This window comes from Chryseobacterium sp. WLY505 (genome assembly GCF_030846215.1).
GTDB lineage: Bacteria > Bacteroidota > Bacteroidia > Flavobacteriales > Weeksellaceae > Chryseobacterium.
Genome location: NZ_JAVCWI010000006.1, coordinates 146,155 through 162,448, shown reverse-complemented (window position 1 = coordinate 162,448; position 16,294 = coordinate 146,155). Strand labels below are relative to the sequence as shown.

The 16,294-nt window shown below is 34.8% G+C and carries 13 protein-coding genes and 3 tRNA genes; 15 read left to right on the top strand and 1 reads right to left on the bottom strand.

Annotation, left to right across the window (positions count from 1 at the left end; all coding sequences use genetic code 11):
• From RAH34_RS14340 to RAH34_RS14310, 7 genes are all read left to right on the top strand, one after another.
• A complete protein-coding gene (locus tag RAH34_RS14340) occupies window positions 1–588 on the top strand; it encodes an HAD-IB family hydrolase (RefSeq protein ID WP_079240776.1) in 588 nt (195 codons plus the stop codon).
• A 24-nt stretch (window positions 589–612) separates the two neighbouring features.
• Window positions 613–1,080: a hypothetical protein gene (locus RAH34_RS14335; protein WP_114821416.1), complete on the top strand. Its 468-nt coding sequence runs from the start codon at window positions 613–615 to the stop codon at window positions 1,078–1,080.
• A gap of 2 nt (window positions 1,081–1,082) precedes the next feature.
• The gene (locus tag RAH34_RS14330; protein WP_306596570.1) at window positions 1,083–2,258 is read left to right on the top strand and encodes a cysteine desulfurase family protein; all 1,176 of its coding nucleotides are present in this window, start codon (window positions 1,083–1,085) and stop codon (window positions 2,256–2,258) included.
• 83 nt (window positions 2,259–2,341) lie between these two features.
• Window positions 2,342–2,659, top strand: a complete 318-nt coding sequence (gene trxA, locus RAH34_RS14325) for a thioredoxin (RefSeq protein ID WP_027374941.1) — start codon at window positions 2,342–2,344, stop codon at window positions 2,657–2,659.
• A 127-nt stretch (window positions 2,660–2,786) separates the two neighbouring features.
• Window positions 2,787–2,860: transfer RNA gene (locus RAH34_RS14320), tRNA-Asp, on the top strand.
• A 32-nt stretch (window positions 2,861–2,892) separates the two neighbouring features.
• Window positions 2,893–2,966 (top strand) — tRNA-Asp (locus tag RAH34_RS14315).
• Window positions 2,967–2,999: 33 nt separating this feature from the next.
• Window positions 3,000–3,073, top strand: a tRNA-Asp gene (locus RAH34_RS14310).
• Window positions 3,074–3,658: 585 nt separating this feature from the next.
• On the opposite strand, the gene RAH34_RS14305 is transcribed toward RAH34_RS14310, so the two are convergent.
• The gene (locus tag RAH34_RS14305) at window positions 3,659–5,125 is read right to left on the bottom strand and encodes a hypothetical protein (RefSeq protein WP_306596569.1); all 1,467 of its coding nucleotides are present in this window, start codon (window positions 5,123–5,125) and stop codon (window positions 3,659–3,661) included.
• A gap of 1,280 nt (window positions 5,126–6,405) precedes the next feature.
• Between RAH34_RS14305 and RAH34_RS14300 the strand changes: the two genes are divergently transcribed.
• From RAH34_RS14300 to RAH34_RS14265, 8 genes are read left to right on the top strand one after another with little or no spacing between them, the layout of a single operon-like run.
• A complete protein-coding gene (locus tag RAH34_RS14300; RefSeq protein ID WP_228412004.1) occupies window positions 6,406–7,116 on the top strand; it encodes a polysaccharide biosynthesis/export family protein in 711 nt (236 codons plus the stop codon).
• Window positions 7,117–7,119: 3 nt separating this feature from the next.
• Window positions 7,120–9,462, top strand: a complete 2,343-nt coding sequence (locus tag RAH34_RS14295) for a polysaccharide biosynthesis tyrosine autokinase (protein ID WP_306596568.1) — start codon at window positions 7,120–7,122, stop codon at window positions 9,460–9,462.
• Window positions 9,463–9,512: 50 nt separating this feature from the next.
• Window positions 9,513–10,808 carry a nucleotide sugar dehydrogenase gene (locus tag RAH34_RS14290; RefSeq protein ID WP_114821421.1) on the top strand — a complete coding sequence of 432 codons (1,296 nt, stop codon included), beginning with the start codon at window positions 9,513–9,515 and terminating at the stop codon, window positions 10,806–10,808.
• Window positions 10,809–10,819: 11 nt separating this feature from the next.
• Entirely contained in the window at window positions 10,820–11,986 is a 1,167-nt protein-coding gene (locus RAH34_RS14285; protein ID WP_306596567.1) for a nucleotide sugar dehydrogenase, read from the top strand.
• A gap of 27 nt (window positions 11,987–12,013) precedes the next feature.
• Window positions 12,014–13,135, top strand: a complete 1,122-nt coding sequence (gene wecB, locus RAH34_RS14280) for a non-hydrolyzing UDP-N-acetylglucosamine 2-epimerase (RefSeq protein ID WP_114821423.1) — start codon at window positions 12,014–12,016, stop codon at window positions 13,133–13,135.
• A gap of 9 nt (window positions 13,136–13,144) precedes the next feature.
• Entirely contained in the window at window positions 13,145–14,614 is a 1,470-nt protein-coding gene (locus RAH34_RS14275; protein WP_306596566.1) for an oligosaccharide flippase family protein, read from the top strand.
• On the top strand, window positions 14,611–15,165 hold the full coding sequence (locus RAH34_RS14270) for a DapH/DapD/GlmU-related protein (protein ID WP_114821425.1): 555 nt from the start codon (window positions 14,611–14,613) through the stop codon (window positions 15,163–15,165). Before RAH34_RS14275 ends, RAH34_RS14270 begins: the two co-directional genes overlap by 4 nt.
• Complete coding sequence (locus RAH34_RS14265) at window positions 15,155–16,291, top strand: polysaccharide pyruvyl transferase family protein (RefSeq protein ID WP_306596565.1); 1,137 nt, start codon at window positions 15,155–15,157, stop codon at window positions 16,289–16,291. The genes RAH34_RS14270 and RAH34_RS14265 overlap by 11 nt, the downstream gene beginning before the upstream one ends.
• Window positions 16,292–16,294 lie beyond the last annotated feature (3 nt).

Below are 16,294 nucleotides of genomic sequence, written 5' to 3'. Positions count from 1 at the left end.
ATGAAAAAATTGTATTGTTTTGATTTTGACGGAACCCTTACGTATAAAGATACAATGTTTATGTATCTTAAATTCTACGATTCTACAAAATATCGTATACAATTTTTAAGACATGTACCTCTCTTTATTCTCCTGAAGCTGAAACTGGCTGAAACAGAAAAAGTGAAAAAAAGTTTTATCGGTTCTATTTTAAGAGGGCAAACCCAGGAAAAAATCGAACAGAAATCTAAACAATTTTTTGAACACCATTATCCTAAAATAGTGAGGGAAAATGCATTAGACTTTATAAAAAATATCGATAGGAATAATACACAGAGTTTATTGGTAACCGCTTCATTAGATATCTGGGTGAAGCCTTTCGCGGATGAACTGAAAATGGAGCTTGTTTCTACCCGGGCAGAGTTTAAGAATGGGGTTTTCACAGGAAATTTTGTAGGAAAAAATTGTAACGGGAAAGAAAAACTGGTAAGAATTAAAGAGGAAATCAACGATTCTAAATACGATAAAATTATTGCATTTGGTGATACCTCAGGAGATCGGCCAATGTTGAAATGGGCAAATGAGGGACATTACCAATTTTTTCACTAATTTTGGGAGATAAAATTGTAAAAAATGAAAAGCCTGTTAATTGCATGTGCAGCAATCTTCATGAGCTGTGCAAGCACTTCATCTCAGAAGTCTTCTGCCATGCAGGAAAATACTGAGCTCCTTGTTTCTGAAAATCAGGGAGGAACCGATGCTCCCGGCTTTAAGATCATTAAAGACGAAAAGGATTTTCGCAATATTATCAGCGGAAGTTTTGGTATTTCAGAACTGGGAAAAGAATCTTATATCAAATACCCGCAATTTCCGAAAAATAAAAAAGTCGTTTTATACAATTTGGGAACCTTCAGATCAGGAAGTCACAAAATTGAAGAGATCAAAAATATATCTGTGAAAAATCAGATTCTGTATGTAGAAGTTCCGGCTGGTGAACCTTCCGGTGGAATGGAAATTCAGGTGATCTCAAGCCCTTGGTTTATATTTACTGTTCCCACAGATTATAAATTTACCTCTGTAGAATTAAAATATTCAAAATAATAATGGATAAAGTATATTTAGATAATGCCGCAACCACTCCGCTTGCAGAAGAAGTTATAGATGCAATGGTTGGCACTATGAAAATGAATTTCGGAAACCCGTCTTCAACACACAGTTTTGGTCAGGAAGCAAAAATCCTTATTGAAAATGTAAGACGACAGGTTGCAGACTATCTTCATGTAACTCCTGCTGAGATCATTTTCACTTCCTGTGGTACCGAATCAAACAATATGATCATCAAATCCTCGGTAGAACACCTTGGAGTAGAAAGAATCATCAGCTCTCCTCTGGAACATAAATGTGTTTCTGAAAGTATTCTGGATATGAAAAGCAGAAAAGGAGTAGAAGTAAACTACATCCGCCCAAATGAAAAAGGAGATATTGATCTTGCCAAGTTAGAAGAACTTTTAAAAGCTTCAGATAAAAAAACATTGGTAAGCTTAATGCATGCCAATAACGAAATAGGAAATATCATTAATCTTAAACAGGTTGCCCAGCTTTGCAAACAGTATCAGGCACTTTTCCACTCAGATACCGTACAGACAATGGCTCATATGGACCTTGACTTCTCTGACATTCCTGTGGATTTTGCATCCTGCAGTGCCCATAAATTCCATGGTCCAAAAGGAGCTGGATTTGCATTCATCAGAAAAGCAACAGGTTTAAAAGGAATTATTACCGGAGGACCTCAGGAAAGAAGCCTTAGAGCTGGAACTGAAAATGTTTGTGGTATCGTAGGACTGGGAAAAGCATTAGAACTTTCTCTGAATCATATGGAGGAATATACCAACCATATGCAGGATATCAAGGATTATGCAATTGAAAGACTTTCTGCAGAAATTACAGGGATTAAATTCAATGGAAGAAGTGCTGAGAAGGAAAACAGTCTTTATACGGTTTTAAGTGCTTTGTTGCCTTATAAAAACCCGCTGATAGGACTTCAATTGGATATGAAAGGAATTGCAGTTTCTCAGGGAAGTGCATGTTCATCTGGAGCGTCAAAACCCTCAATGGTGATGATGATGGTGCTTTCTGAGGATGAAATGGATCACTGTACCCCATTACGTATTTCGTTCAGCCATATGACAACGAAAGCAGAGATCGATACATTAGTAAATGCATTAAAGGAAATTTCAAAAGATTACGATATAGAAAAAACTAATGTTGAGCATAGATAGTCTTGTGCTCTAAAAAGCGTAATTTTGAATATCCAAATAAGGAGTAAAAGAAAATAATATTAATTAAAATAAAAGAAACAAAAATGGCTTTAGAAATTACAGACAGCTCATTTCAGGATACGGTTTTAAAATCAGACAAACCGGTATTAGTAGACTTCTGGGCAGTATGGTGCGGACCTTGCAGAACTTTAGGACCAATCATCGAAGAAGTAGCATCAGATTTTGAAGGTAAAGCAGTAGTAGGGAAAGTAGATGTAGACAACAACCAGGAGATTTCTATGCAGTATGGAATCAGAAATATTCCTACAGTTCTTATTTTTAAAAATGGAGAAGTAGTAGATAAATTAGTGGGTGTAGCTCCAAAAGAGGTAATTGCTGAAAAATTAAGCGCTCACTTATAAAAAAAATAAGTTTGATAATGAACGCCTTCCAGTATTGGGAGGCATTTTTTTTAAAATAATTTGCAGATAACAAAAAAAGTTGTAATTTTGCAACCACGAAAAAGAAACGACGTTCTTTAAAAAAATTGATCCGGTAGTTCAGCTGGTTAGAATGCCGCCCTGTCACGGCGGAGGTCGCGGGTTCGAGTCCCGTCCGGATCGCAGAAGTTTTCTCAATTTCTTTTTAAAAAATTGATCCGGTAGTTCAGCTGGTTAGAATGCCGCCCTGTCACGGCGGAGGTCGCGGGTTCGAGTCCCGTCCGGATCGCAGAAGTTTTCTCAATTTCTTTTTAAAAAAATTGATCCGGTAGTTCAGCTGGTTAGAATGCCGCCCTGTCACGGCGGAGGTCGCGGGTTCGAGTCCCGTCCGGATCGCAATAAGTAAGCCTGTATTTTTTTACAGGCTTTTTATTTGTTAATGAATATTCAATTGCGTTTACCGCTTTTACTCTGTGTGTACTTTGTTTTAATATAAATGGGGTTTTAACTTATTTACACCCTTCCTTTAGGATGGGTAGATTCTTTCATAGAATAACAAAGTCTATGCTGTATTTTTATTGAATAGGACATATGAAAACAAGATATCTTTTGGATGGAAATGCATAATCTGTGCTTTTTTTTATAGCTGGGTGTTATCCAAATCATTTCTTATACCTCTGACTAAAATCTTCAGTTTTTACGGATCAAGTGCAAAAGTAGTTTCATCGTGTCATATCAGATAATAAGATTTTGTTTCTTTAAAATAGTATTGCATTCTTGATTCTTTATGTTTTTCTATGGTTGCATAGACAAGTATATTTACAAAATAGGCTAAAGAATGCATGCCTTAGAAAATATATCCTTAAGTCTTTTCCAAAGCAGCTTTGATTTCAATGACAAGGGGTCATAATTATAAAATCCGGAATATTGCTATACCGGATTCTGTAATCTTTTATCAAATATATTATTTACGGGTACCGTCTATAAAGGTTTTTTAAACATTTGAACGGTCATGGTTCCACGTCCCCAATTGTAATTCGGTTGGGTTCCTCCATCCCACATATTGTAAACAAGCATACATGTTCCTGTCCCAAACCCTTCTGCATATCCTGCTAGCCTATAGGTTACAGTCATATCAGAAGAAGTATTATTGGTGATGTCTTCTGAAAAATTACCATTAATGGTTCCCATTCTTGCACCTGAAGTTAATCCTCTTATGGATACTTTTCTGGAGCCTTCCTGCTGTTCTACATCATTTTTGTAAAATGTAACCCCGATGTAAGATACTCTGTCCGGATTTGGACAGTTGGCAGTATGAGTACCGGCAGGAATAGAATAGTTCAAAGATACTCTGCCAATGGTATTGGGAGGGATGGTAATGGTTCTGCTAAAACTGGCTAAATCTATATTTGAGTAAGATGTAGTAGGGTAGTCGAAATCGTAATGTACCGAACCTCCTGCCTTGTTGACTAATATATCATCTAAACTGAATTTGTCAGGAGGATACATCGATTCCAAAGGAACTTTTTTTGCCGTGCCATCACTTTTCAATACGATAATTCTTTCTGTAGAGGTTACACCTGTTTCATCCGGAACACCTCTGAATCTTACATTTCCATCTACATCTAGCTTTTGGGTAGGAGACATTGCATAATTGATATCAGAACGGCCTATTCCCATATTCCCGTTCTCATTGATTACTGCAGCTGGCCGGTCACTGGTAGAAAATGTAAGAGATGAAGAGTTGGTTGTTCCATTTCCCCAATAATTGGCTTTTATCCCTGCTAATGAAAAATCAGCTCCTGAAATCTTTCCATTAAAGGATACTTTTCCAAGCTCCGTTCCGGCAGATAAGTTATTGCTTCCGGTTCTTTCTAACGCAATCAAAGGAGCATTGCTTACAGATTCTACTTTTATCTGATGACTTCCCGTTGTAGAATTTTCTTTTATATGTAATCCGCTGTCCGGAGATGATGTACCGATTCCTACCGTGCCATCGTCTTTAATCACAAAATCAGTATTGGCTACCCTTCCTGTACCGGAAGAAGTATTCCCTAATTTTACCATTGTATTAGCAGGGTCGTCAATAAAGGCATCCGGCGTAAGGTCTCCGGCGGTTATATTTCCTGCATTCAGCTTTTGCCACTTATTCAGGCTGCCGTCAAAATAATAATAACCGGAGCTTTTAATATCAACAGTCTGGCCAGCCGGGGCTGTATCAGCAGCTGTAACATAAACCATTGCTCCTGTCTGGCTGGCTGTATAGGTCTTTGCTCTAAGCTGGGTTCCTGAAATTCTCGGTGCAATAATGCCATCTAGTACATTGGTAGAAGTGGGCTTTCCTGTTACATCTAAACTGGCCTGAGGAGTTGTAGTATTAATTCCCACCTGGGAGAATGTTTGTAAAGAAATTAGAATACTACCTAATAATAAAACATTTTTTTTCATCTTTTTAAATCATCTTATTTGTGTTGCAAATCTACAAGATATGAAGATTGGAAAAAGAATAACAGGGTACATCAATAATACTACATGTGTTATTTAGCTTTATTTTCGGGTATTTTTTGGGATGAATGGTCCGATACGGTTCAAAGTAATTATAGTGAGTGAAAAAATATTGCTTTATTTCCTAATTTTTGTATTTTTTTCTATATCAAATTTCAATAAAAAAGATGATGATTAATTTTATGATTTGTTTTTGAATTTATTTGCCGAAGTATTTCTATTATAAGATTTATGTTTTGAATAAAAATTGGCGTATGTCATTAAAAATATTAATTATAATTATTATCTTCGCTCGATAATAGAAACCACCGGTTGTTGAATTAATGGAAAATCTACTTTTAGATTTATTTGTGTATGGGGAATGTTTTTAAAATCAGGAAGTTAAAATATGTGATCGGATGGCCGGTTTTTCTTATTGATATTTCTTTCATATTTTTTTTAGCTTCAATTTCATATTTACTTTTAAAAAGCCTAGAGGTACAAATTCATTCGATTGGGCTTCAAAATGAAAAACTAGTCTCAGTAACAGGAATTACTATTCTGGTTATGCTTAAAATTAAACCAGAAAGGGAAATTAAAAGATATTCTGTTTCTTTTGATTTTTTTAAAACTGTGTGGTTGTACATCAGTGCATTTCTGGTATTTCCGGGATTGAATGGTATGGTACCTTTTGTACCGGATCAACCTGTTTATCTATCCTATGTTCTGTTTTTATTTTTCTCTGTTTATCTGATTTTCAAAATGGCGCCCGAATTTTTTAAAGAAGTATATGTCAGAATAATTCCTCAAGTTTGGAACATGCCGAGATTAGGATTGGAATGAGGAGTTTAAACTAATGGATTGTAAAAAAAAAATGTAGTTGCAAATTTACAAGTACTACAGAATATCTGAAAATGAAGCATATAATTAAAATTAAAGAATTTATTAAATAAAAAAATTCATATTAAAATAATAATTTCGCCGTTTTGTTTTTAAACGGAATGAAAATTGCTAGAGAAAGAAGTGATTTTAACATGAGAATTTAAAGTACGTTTTAAAATATTTAAATAATATAATGATTTTATTGCAAATATTATTTGAATATAGTTGAAATCAATTCTATAAACCTAAATAATAACACAAGTAGATAAGAATAATAACATATGAATAAAACGATTATTGCATATATAGTACTGTTATCGGTTACTTTATTGTCATGCAGACCGAAGCAGAATATGGTATATATGTCAAAGCATAATATGGAAGAGGAGGTTGCAAAAGCCAAGTTTCAGGGCTTACATATTCAGGAGGGCGATGTTCTCATGATCCTTGTATCAGCACTTGATGAAATTGCTGTGAAACCTTTTAACCTTAATACAGCAAACAAGGTAGGAGGTGATGGTAGCAGGGGAATTAACCAGTATGTAGAACCAAGTCAATATCTTGTGAATGAAGAAGGTTATATCTCTTTTCCGGTTTTAGGAAATGTCTATACTAAAGGAATGACGCAGGTTCAGCTAAAACAGGAACTTGAATCACGTCTTAAGAGGTATCTGACAGATCCGTTGGTAACTATTACCCTTAAGAATTTCAATGTAAGTGTTTTGGGAGAAGTGAAAGAACCCGGGCAGAAAGAAAGTGTTTCTCAGAAGATCAATATTTTTCAGGCACTCGGACTTGCAGGGGACATGACTGATTTTGGAGACCGTACCCATGTTAAACTTATTCGTAGTGATGATAGCGGGACAGATCAGATTGTTAATATAGATCTTACCAGATCTGATATTGTGAGCTCACCATACTATTATATGAAGCAAAATGACATATTGTATGTACAGCCGGACAAAAACAAACAGGTTCAGGCTAACTCAAATCCTAACCGGGCCCTTACATTCCAGATTATTGGTGCTTTACTGACAGCTGGTACACTTATTATTGCTTTAACTCGTAAATAAAATATGCAGCAGATAGAATTTCAGGAAAGTGAAGAATCTTTAGATTTAAGAAAGATCATTGGAAAGTATTTAGTCAAATGGCCTTGGTTTATAGCATCTGTCTTATTACTTGTTATTATAGCCTTTATATATCTGAGATACGCAGTACCTCAATATCAGTCGACTACTACTTTAAAATTTGATAAAAAACAATCCGATTTAACAGGTGCATTAATCGATTTAGATAATTTAGGCCTTGGTTTAGGAAATGCAGATGAACTCAAAAGTGAAGTTGCTGTCGTAAGCTCAAGACCTATCCTGATGAAAGTTGTTGAAAACCTAAATCTTAATATACAATATTATAATTCAGGTGAGATAAGGGATTCCGAATTGTTTACCAAGGTACCGATTGTTGCAAAAATTATTTCTTATAATAATGTCAAAAAATTTGTTTCCTCCCAATATATGGTAAAAGAGGTAAATGGAAACGAATTTGTTTTAGAAGATAAGGAAAACAAAAAAATAAAAGGGACTTTTGATAAAAACCTGCCGCTTGATTTTGGAACTGTTGTTCTTCAAAAAGTTCCAGGTCTTACCTTTAAAGATAAATATAAAATTGTTTTCTGGAATCCAATAGAGAAGGTAAAATCTTTGGAAAAGAAGATCCAGGTTGATCTTCCGGATCAGAAAGCGATGCTTATGGATATTAGCATTGTAGGAACTGTTCCCGAAAAATCAGAAGCTATCCTTAATGAAGTTACTAAACAATATAATCTGGATGGGCTGACAGATAAGAACTTACAAGCTCAGAATACACAGGAGTTTATTGATAAACGATTAGAAGTAATTTCGCGGGATCTTTCCGGTGTTGAGAATCAGAAAGAAGATTTCCAGAACCGTAATCAAATCGTAGACCTGCAGACGCAGGCTCAATTGGCGCTTCAAAATACAAACGAAAGCACAAAGGAGCTTCTTCAGCAGAAAACTCAGCTGGATCTTCTTAACTCTCTTCAAAATGAAGCTTCAAAAGGAGATAATCAGCTTATGCCTTCAAACCTAGGACTTAATCCTTCTTTGGAACAGGCAATTTCGCAGTATAATACGCTGGTTATCACAAGAAACAAAACTTTGAAGCAGGCAACCAATGAGAATCCTGCGGTAATAGAAATGAATAAAGAAATTTCTTCACTAAAAGAAATTGTAAGAGATAACATCCGTCAGCAAAAAGCAACAATCCAGGCATCTATTGCCCAGGTGAACAGTCAGATTTCTGCTAACACAGGAATGATTGAAAAAGTTCCGGGACAGTCGAAAATCTATAGAGGTATCGAACGTCAGCAGAACCTTAAAGAACAGCTTTTTCTTTTCCTTTTGCAGAAAAGGGAAGAAAATGCAATCAATCTTTCTGTTAATGTTCCGAAAGCTAAAATTGTAAACCCTGCTTATACGGATGATGTTCCGGTTTCACCTAAGAAGAATATCATTCTTTTGGCTGCTGTTTTATTAGGATTAATGTTACCGTTTGGGGTATTCTATCTTTTCTTTATGTGGGATGATAAAATCTACAACCGTACAGATATTTCAGAAAATTCATCACTTGGAGTACTTGCAGATATCCCTGCTCTTAAAGAAAATCAGGTTCACCTGGTACAGAAAAACGATTTCACAGAATTGGCTGAAGCATTCAGAATATTGGTTTCCAATCTTAAATTTCTACTTCCCAAGAAAGAGACGGCGAAAGTTATATTGGTAACTTCTTCAGTGAAAGGAGAAGGAAAAACACTGGTTTCAGTGAATCTGGCTCTGACATTAGGAAGCAAAAACGGAAGATCATTGCTAATTGGTTCGGATGTCAGAAATCCGCAGATACAGAGATATGATGATGAGCGTATTAAGAATGCTGGTCTTACAGAATATTTATATGATGAAACCACAGATGTGGAAGATCTTATACATACTTCTGATACTAATCCTGAATGTGATGTAATTTATGCAGGATCTATTCCTCCCAATCCTCAGGAGCTTCTTTCCAACGGTCGTTATCAGAAGCTTATCGATGAGATGTCTTCGCGTTATGAATATATTGTGATTGATTCTGCTCCTCTGATGCTTGTTTCAGACACATTGAGTATTTCTGATACAGCCGATGCATCTTTGTATGTGGTGAGATCGGGAGTATCAAGAAAAATATTAATAGATTTTGCAAATAAACTGGTTAAAGAATCAAAAATAACAAACGTTTCTTTCGTAATCAATGATGTTGCTAAAAATGTTGGTGGTTATGGGTACGGATACAACTATGGCTACGGTTACGGATATACAGCTGATAAGAAGAAAAAATGGTGGCAAAAGCTTTTTAATAAATAATCAATTCTTCAAAATAAACCTTAAAATAAAGTAAGAACATCACATATAATATGAATATACAGAACAAAATCGGGGTAATCGGATTGGGATATGTAGGATTACCTCTGGCCCGTTTATTTGCAACAAAATACGCGGTCGTTGGGTTTGATATTAATCAGACCAGAATTGCAGAACTTAATAGCGGAAAAGACTCTACTTTGGAGGTGGAAGATGAAGTATTGCAGCCGGTTTTAGTAAAAGAGAACCCATTTTCAGGCTCATCAAAAGGACTGCTTTGTTCATCTGATCTTGAAGATATTAAAGAGGCTAACATCTATATTGTAACTGTTCCTACACCGGTAGACAGACATAACCGTCCCGACCTGACGCCTTTATACAAAGCGTCAGAAACAGTGGGAAAAGTATTGAAAAAAGGAGATATTGTTATTTATGAATCTACTGTTTATCCCGGCGTTACAGAAGAAGAATGTATCCCTGTGCTGGAAAAGGTTTCCGGATTAAAGTTTAACGAAGATTTTTTTGCCGGATATTCTCCTGAAAGAATCAACCCGGGAGATAAGGAACGAACCGTAGAGAAAATTTTAAAAGTAACTTCAGGTTCTACACCGGAAATTGGTGAAAAAGTAGACGAATTATATAAATCTGTAATTGCAGCAGGTACGCATCTGGCACCAACGATCAAAGTAGCTGAAGCTTCAAAAGTGATCGAAAATTCACAGCGTGATATTAATATTGCTTTTGTGAATGAGCTTGCAAAGATATTTAATCTCTTGAATATCGATACACATGCAGTTCTGGAAGCTGCAGGAACGAAATGGAATTTCCTGAAATTCAAACCCGGATTGGTAGGAGGGCACTGCATCGGGGTAGACCCTTTCTATCTTGCCCAGAAAGCGCAGGATGTAGGATATTATTCTGAGCTTATCCTTACAGCGAGAAGACTGAATGATTCTATGGGGCAATTTGTAGCTTCCGAGGTCGTAAAAACGATGATTAAAAAAAGAATCAACATTCCGGATGCCAAAGTACTGAATCTTGGAATCACTTTTAAGGAAAACTGCCCGGATGTAAGAAATACGAAAGCCGCAGATGTTATCAATGCATTAGAAGATTATTCTATAGAGGTTACAACGTATGATCCTTGGGCAAACCCGGAAGAGGTAATGCACGAATATGGTATAAAATCTACAAGTTCTCTGGACGATGTGAATGAAAAATTTGATGCAGTGGTTCTCACAGTTTCTCATGACGAATTCCTGAATATTGATCTTTCCCAGTATCTGAAAGAAGGAGGAGTTGTGTATGATGTTAAGGGAATTTTAGAGAAATACGATAACCGTTTATAAAAAATCAGAGAATGAAAATAGCAGTAGTAGGAACAGGATATGTTGGTTTATCTAATGCCGTCTTATTGGCTCAGCATAATGAAGTTGTAGCTTTAGATATTGTTCCGGAAAGAGTAGAATTGCTTAATTCTAAAAAATCTCCTATTGAAGATCAAGAGATCAGCACATTTCTCAGTACTAAACCACTTAATTTCAAAGCTACTTTAGATAAAAAGGAAGCTTACGATAAAGCGGAATATATTATTGTTGCGACACCCACAGATTATGACCCTACTACTAACTATTTCGACACAAGTAGTGTTGAAAATGTAATAAAGGAAATAGCAGAGTATAATTCTGATGCTGTCATTATTATTAAATCTACAGTTCCGGTAGGTTATACCGTAGATTTAAAAAGCAGAATGCATTCAGATAACGTGGTATTTTCTCCTGAATTTTTGAGGGAAGGCAAAGCGTTGTATGATAATTTGTATCCTTCCAGAATTATCGTCGGGGAACAGAGCGAAAGAGCAAGGATTTTTGCAGAATTACTGAAAGAAGGTGCGGTAAAAAAGGATATTCCGGTTTTGTTTACTAATCCTACCGAAGCAGAAGCTATTAAATTGTTTTCAAATACTTATTTGGCATTGAGGGTTGCTTATTTTAACGAATTAGACAGCTATGCTCAGATCCATGAACTGGATACACGCCAGATTGTAGAAGGTGTTGGTCTGGACCCAAGAATTGGTTCACATTATAATAATCCATCTTTCGGATATGGAGGATACTGCCTGCCTAAAGATACTAAACAGCTTTTGGCAAATTATACCGCTGTTCCCAATAATATTATTCAGGCAATTGTAGATGCCAACAGAACCCGTAAAGATTTTATCGCAGATTCTGTATTGGCCAAAAAGCCCAAAAAAGTAGGAGTTTACCGTCTGATTATGAAATCAGGCTCGGACAATTTCAGGGCATCTGCCATACAGGGAGTCATGAAAAGGATTAAAGCTAAAGGAGTGGAAGTGGAAGTCTTTGAACCAGCCCTTAATGAGGAGGCCTTTTTCGGTTCCAAAGTGGTAAAAGATTTAGAACTTTTCAAGAAAGAATGCGATGTCATTATTTCTAACCGTAATGCACCTGAACTTGCCGATGTACAGGAAAAAGTGTACACAAGGGATCTATTTGGTAATGATTAAAAATATAACTGCATTATAATTAATTTAATGAGTAAGACAAAACATCTAATTATATTTGGAACTCGTCCAGAAGCTATAAAAATGGCTCCCTTAGTAAAGGAACTTTTACAACGTGACGATTTTGAAACAAGGGTCTGTGTGACTGCCCAGCATAGAGAAATGTTGGATCAAGTACTTGACTTTTTTGATATAAAGCCTGATTATGACTTAAACTTAATGAAGCCTAATCAAAATTTATATACTCTTACAGCCGATATTATTACAGGACTTCGTCCTATTCTCGAAGAGTTTAAACCTGATTTTGTGTATGTTCATGGAGATACAACAACAACAATGGCTGCAAGTATCGCTTCTTTTTACGCAGGAGCTAAAGTTTGCCATGTAGAAGCAGGATTAAGAACACATAATAAAAGATCACCATTTCCAGAGGAAATAAATCGCCAGGTTGCTGGACGTATATCAGACTATCATTTTGCACCAACCGAACAATCGAAACAAAATTTATTAAATGAGAATATAAAAAATGAAAATATTCTTGTAACTGGGAATACTGTTATCGATGCTTTATTAGATAGTACTGACAGAGTCAACACAATATCCAATAATGAAATTGATCATTTGAAAAGTATCGTTGACTCCTCAAAGAGACTTATATTGGTAACTGGCCATCGACGCGAAAATCACGGAGCGGGATTTATAAATATCTGTGAAGCCCTTAAGGAAGTTGCAGTTGAGAATCCAGATGTACAGGTGATATATCCTGTTCATTTAAATCCAAACGTAAAGGAACCTGTTTATAAAATTCTATCAGGGATTGATAATATTCATTTGATATCTCCTCTAGCTTATCCCGCGTTTGTGTGGCTTATGAATAAGTCTTACATGATCATTACAGATTCAGGAGGGGTTCAAGAGGAAGCTCCAAGTTTGGGTAAGCCGGTTTTAGTAATGAGGGATACAACCGAGCGTCCGGAAGCGGTAGATGCCGGAACAGTCATTTTAGTAGGAACAGATAAAAATAAAATTGTTTCAGAAACACAAAGTTTACTCGATAATGGTGAACGTTATCAATCAATGAGTGAGCTTCATAACCCGTATGGAGATGGGAAGGCGTGCAAAAGAATCGTAGACTTTATATCATCCAAATAATTTTGAAAGGTGAATATAAAATCATTATATAAGAAAGTTTTAGGGACGGGAAACCAACAAAAGATAATTAAAGGAGTATTTTGGTCCTTTTTGGGAACTCTTATATCTAAAGGATTTGTTTTTATAGCTCTTTTTTTAGTTGCAAGAATATTGACGGTAGACGAATACGGAAAGTTGGGATTATTGCAATCGTACATTAATACATTTACTACATTCAGCCTTGCAAGCTTTGGTGTAACTGCTACAAAATATCTTGCTTTATATGCAGATAATGATAAGAAAAAGGCCAGTGAGATTTATTCTTTAACAAGATTGTCAGTATTCTTTTTAGCAGCGGCAATACTTGTTCTTTCCTTAGTTTTTAATAAACAGGTAGGTGAGTATATAGTGGGAAATCAGAATATGTCTAAGGAGGTACTGCTGTGTGCTTTTGCTATTTTTTTCTCATCCCTTAACGGATTGCAAACTGGTGCTCTTGCTGGTCTTGAAAATTTTAAAAGCATATCATTTGTCAATATGGTAAATGGGATGCTTTCATTACCATTGATATTATTTTCTGCATATAAATTTGGGATTTATGGTGTTGTTGTTTCTCTTGTTATAATTAATTTTTCTATTTGGCTCTGTTCAGCAATATTATTGCAGAGAGAATTAAACTTTAAACAAATAAAGTTTACCATAAAGGGACAGAAGAAGCATTTAGAAACAGTATATAATTTCACTCTACCATCTTTTATAAGCAGTATGATGCTAAGTCCGGTGGTACTGATTTGTAATTCCATGTTGATAAAAAATCATATACATGGTTATTATCAACTAGGAATTTATAATGCAACTTTTAATTTTTCTCAGGTAGGTACTTTATTGCTTGGAGTAATTGGACAAGTCACTTATCCACTTACAATGAAGAATTTTGGTAAAAATAATAAAAGATTTGACTTCTTTAATATTAACCAATCATACGTCATTGGAGTTGTACTTTTTCTGCCAATTTTAGTTTTGCCAGATTTGTTTTCTCAATTGTATGGAGGGAAATATCAGAATAGTGATATGTATTTGACATTACTATTTGTTTCTTTATCAACGATCATTATAGCACAAAGGCAGGGGATTGCCAGAAACTTTGCCGCAGGGAATTTTATGTGGTTCAGTGTTTTTTCAAATATGACCTGGGCTGTAACTACAATAATTGTATGTAATTTTTTAATAGATTATGGTGCAATAGGAAGAGCAGTAGGCTTTTTAATAGGGTATTTTGTCAATACTGTTATTTTTATTCCTTTCTACTTGAAAAAAAAGCTTATCAGTAAAAAGCTAATTCTTTGCAAGGAACATGCTGTTTTGATCATTATTATTTCATTAGCATGTTTGTCTTTTATCAGTGTAGAGAATATTGTTTTAAGAACCTTAATCGCTGTTCTTTTATTAGCAGCAAGTCTCTTTACTTTTTATAAATGGTATAAAGTATATATAAAATGATAGGTAAAATTTTATTTCACATAAAGAATTTTGTAGACGGAAAAATACATAATTATAGAATTCAACAGGTACTAGGTAATAGTAATATAAGTAAAAAATGTAAAATTTCTACGGGTTTTAAATTTACAAATATTAAAAATGTACATATAGAAGACTATGTGTACATGGGGCGTGATTCATTTTTATCGAGTTTTGGAAAAATTATCATAAAAAGAGGTACGATCATAGGTCCCAGAGTAGTAATTTATACAGCAAATCATAATTACATTAATGATATTAAGGCAATACCTTACGATAAGGAATTACTTATAAAGGATGTTGTCATTGAAGAAAATGTATGGATTGGAGATAGTGTAATTATTGTACCTGGAGTTACTATTGGAGAAGGTTCAGTAATTGCTGCAGGAAGTGTGGTTGTAAAAGATGTTCCAAAGTTTTCTGTCATAGGAGGAAATCCTGCAAAAGTAATAAAGGAGAGATCTAATATAAGTGATTATTTAAAGAATAAGGAATTAGATAATATTTATTTAAAGCAAAAAAATGGAAACTAATATAGTTATAAGAGGTGGTTATGGTTTCGGCAATTTTGGTGATGATGCCTTAATGTATACTATTGTAAAGGAATTAAATGAAGTTTCTACTGATGTTGTACTCCTTTGCCAGTCAGCTTCTTATATTAATAATATTTTGCCTGGTGTTAAAGTTGTTGATTATCATAAACTTAAAGAACCTGTACATTCAAAATTATTAGTATATGGAGGAGGAACACAATTTTATCATTTTAAAAAAAATACTTTCAGCAAAGGGTTAAAAGATAAGATATTTAATCTCAACCATATTAAAAACTATATTGATAAAAGAATAGTAAAAAAAAACTTTATTGAAAACAAATTCCAGATCAGCAATTATGCTTCACACATTGCATTGGTTGGTGTAGGTGTAGGACCTTTTGATATAGAAAACTCAACTATAGAGAGAAAGACCGCTGAGTTGTTTGCTAAAGCTGAATTTGTAGGAGTAAGAGACGAATTCGCTTTAAAAAAATCAAGAGAATGGGGCGTTAAAAAACCAATTCTTTCACCAGATATTTGTTATTCTTTTAACAGCCATTTTTTAGATTCATATAAAAATGAGGCCGAGGAAATAAAGAAGATTGGAGTTATTGTAAGAGACTGGAATTATGCAAATGGGGGTGGAGAATACTATGAGAAATTACAGCAAGCTACAGAAAAGCTTAAGGAAGATGGATACGAGATAAAGTATATCCTTTTTGATGCCGAATCCGATTCCTATTGGTATAGCAAAAAAGACAAATTGGATATGATCATCTGGAATCCGGAAAAGGATACATTTGATTCTTTTTTGGAAGAAATTTCAAAGTGCGATTTATTTATTACAGCTCGTTTTCACGGGGCTATCTTCGCTTCCTTACTGAATACGCCATTTATAACAATTGAAGTTGAACAGAAATTAAAGTTTATTTCAGAAACCTATTCTGAAAGTTCATATAGCTGGGGAAATCCGTTCGATCTGGAAGATTTGTATTCCAAGATTTCTTTACTCAATGAAAACTATGTACAACGAAAAACATATTTAACGCAGAAAATGCTTGCATTTAAAACGTTATCTGATCAAATGTTTTTAAAATTAAAAGAATATTATAATCAATTACAATAATAT

What these genes read in the sequence shown, in the direction of transcription:
- RAH34_RS14340 (WP_079240776.1), top strand. Translation starts at nt 1, where the DNA reads ATGAAAAAATTGTATTGTTTTGATTTTGACGGAACCCTTACGTATAAA.
- RAH34_RS14270 (WP_114821425.1), top strand. Translation starts at nt 14,611, where the DNA reads ATGATAGGTAAAATTTTATTTCACATAAAGAATTTTGTAGACGGAAAA.
- RAH34_RS14265 (WP_306596565.1), top strand. Translation starts at nt 15,155, where the DNA reads ATGGAAACTAATATAGTTATAAGAGGTGGTTATGGTTTCGGCAATTTT.
- wecB (WP_114821423.1), top strand. Translation starts at nt 12,014, where the DNA reads ATGAGTAAGACAAAACATCTAATTATATTTGGAACTCGTCCAGAAGCT.
- RAH34_RS14300 (WP_228412004.1), top strand. Translation starts at nt 6,406, where the DNA reads ATGTCAAAGCATAATATGGAAGAGGAGGTTGCAAAAGCCAAGTTTCAG.
- trxA (WP_027374941.1), top strand. Translation starts at nt 2,342, where the DNA reads ATGGCTTTAGAAATTACAGACAGCTCATTTCAGGATACGGTTTTAAAA.
- RAH34_RS14335 (WP_114821416.1), top strand. Translation starts at nt 613, where the DNA reads ATGAAAAGCCTGTTAATTGCATGTGCAGCAATCTTCATGAGCTGTGCA.
- RAH34_RS14285 (WP_306596567.1), top strand. Translation starts at nt 10,820, where the DNA reads ATGAAAATAGCAGTAGTAGGAACAGGATATGTTGGTTTATCTAATGCC.
- RAH34_RS14305 (WP_306596569.1), bottom strand. Translation starts at nt 5,125, where the DNA reads ATGAAAAAAAATGTTTTATTATTAGGTAGTATTCTAATTTCTTTACAA.
- RAH34_RS14295 (WP_306596568.1), top strand. Translation starts at nt 7,120, where the DNA reads ATGCAGCAGATAGAATTTCAGGAAAGTGAAGAATCTTTAGATTTAAGA.
- RAH34_RS14330 (WP_306596570.1), top strand. Translation starts at nt 1,083, where the DNA reads ATGGATAAAGTATATTTAGATAATGCCGCAACCACTCCGCTTGCAGAA.
- RAH34_RS14290 (WP_114821421.1), top strand. Translation starts at nt 9,513, where the DNA reads ATGAATATACAGAACAAAATCGGGGTAATCGGATTGGGATATGTAGGA.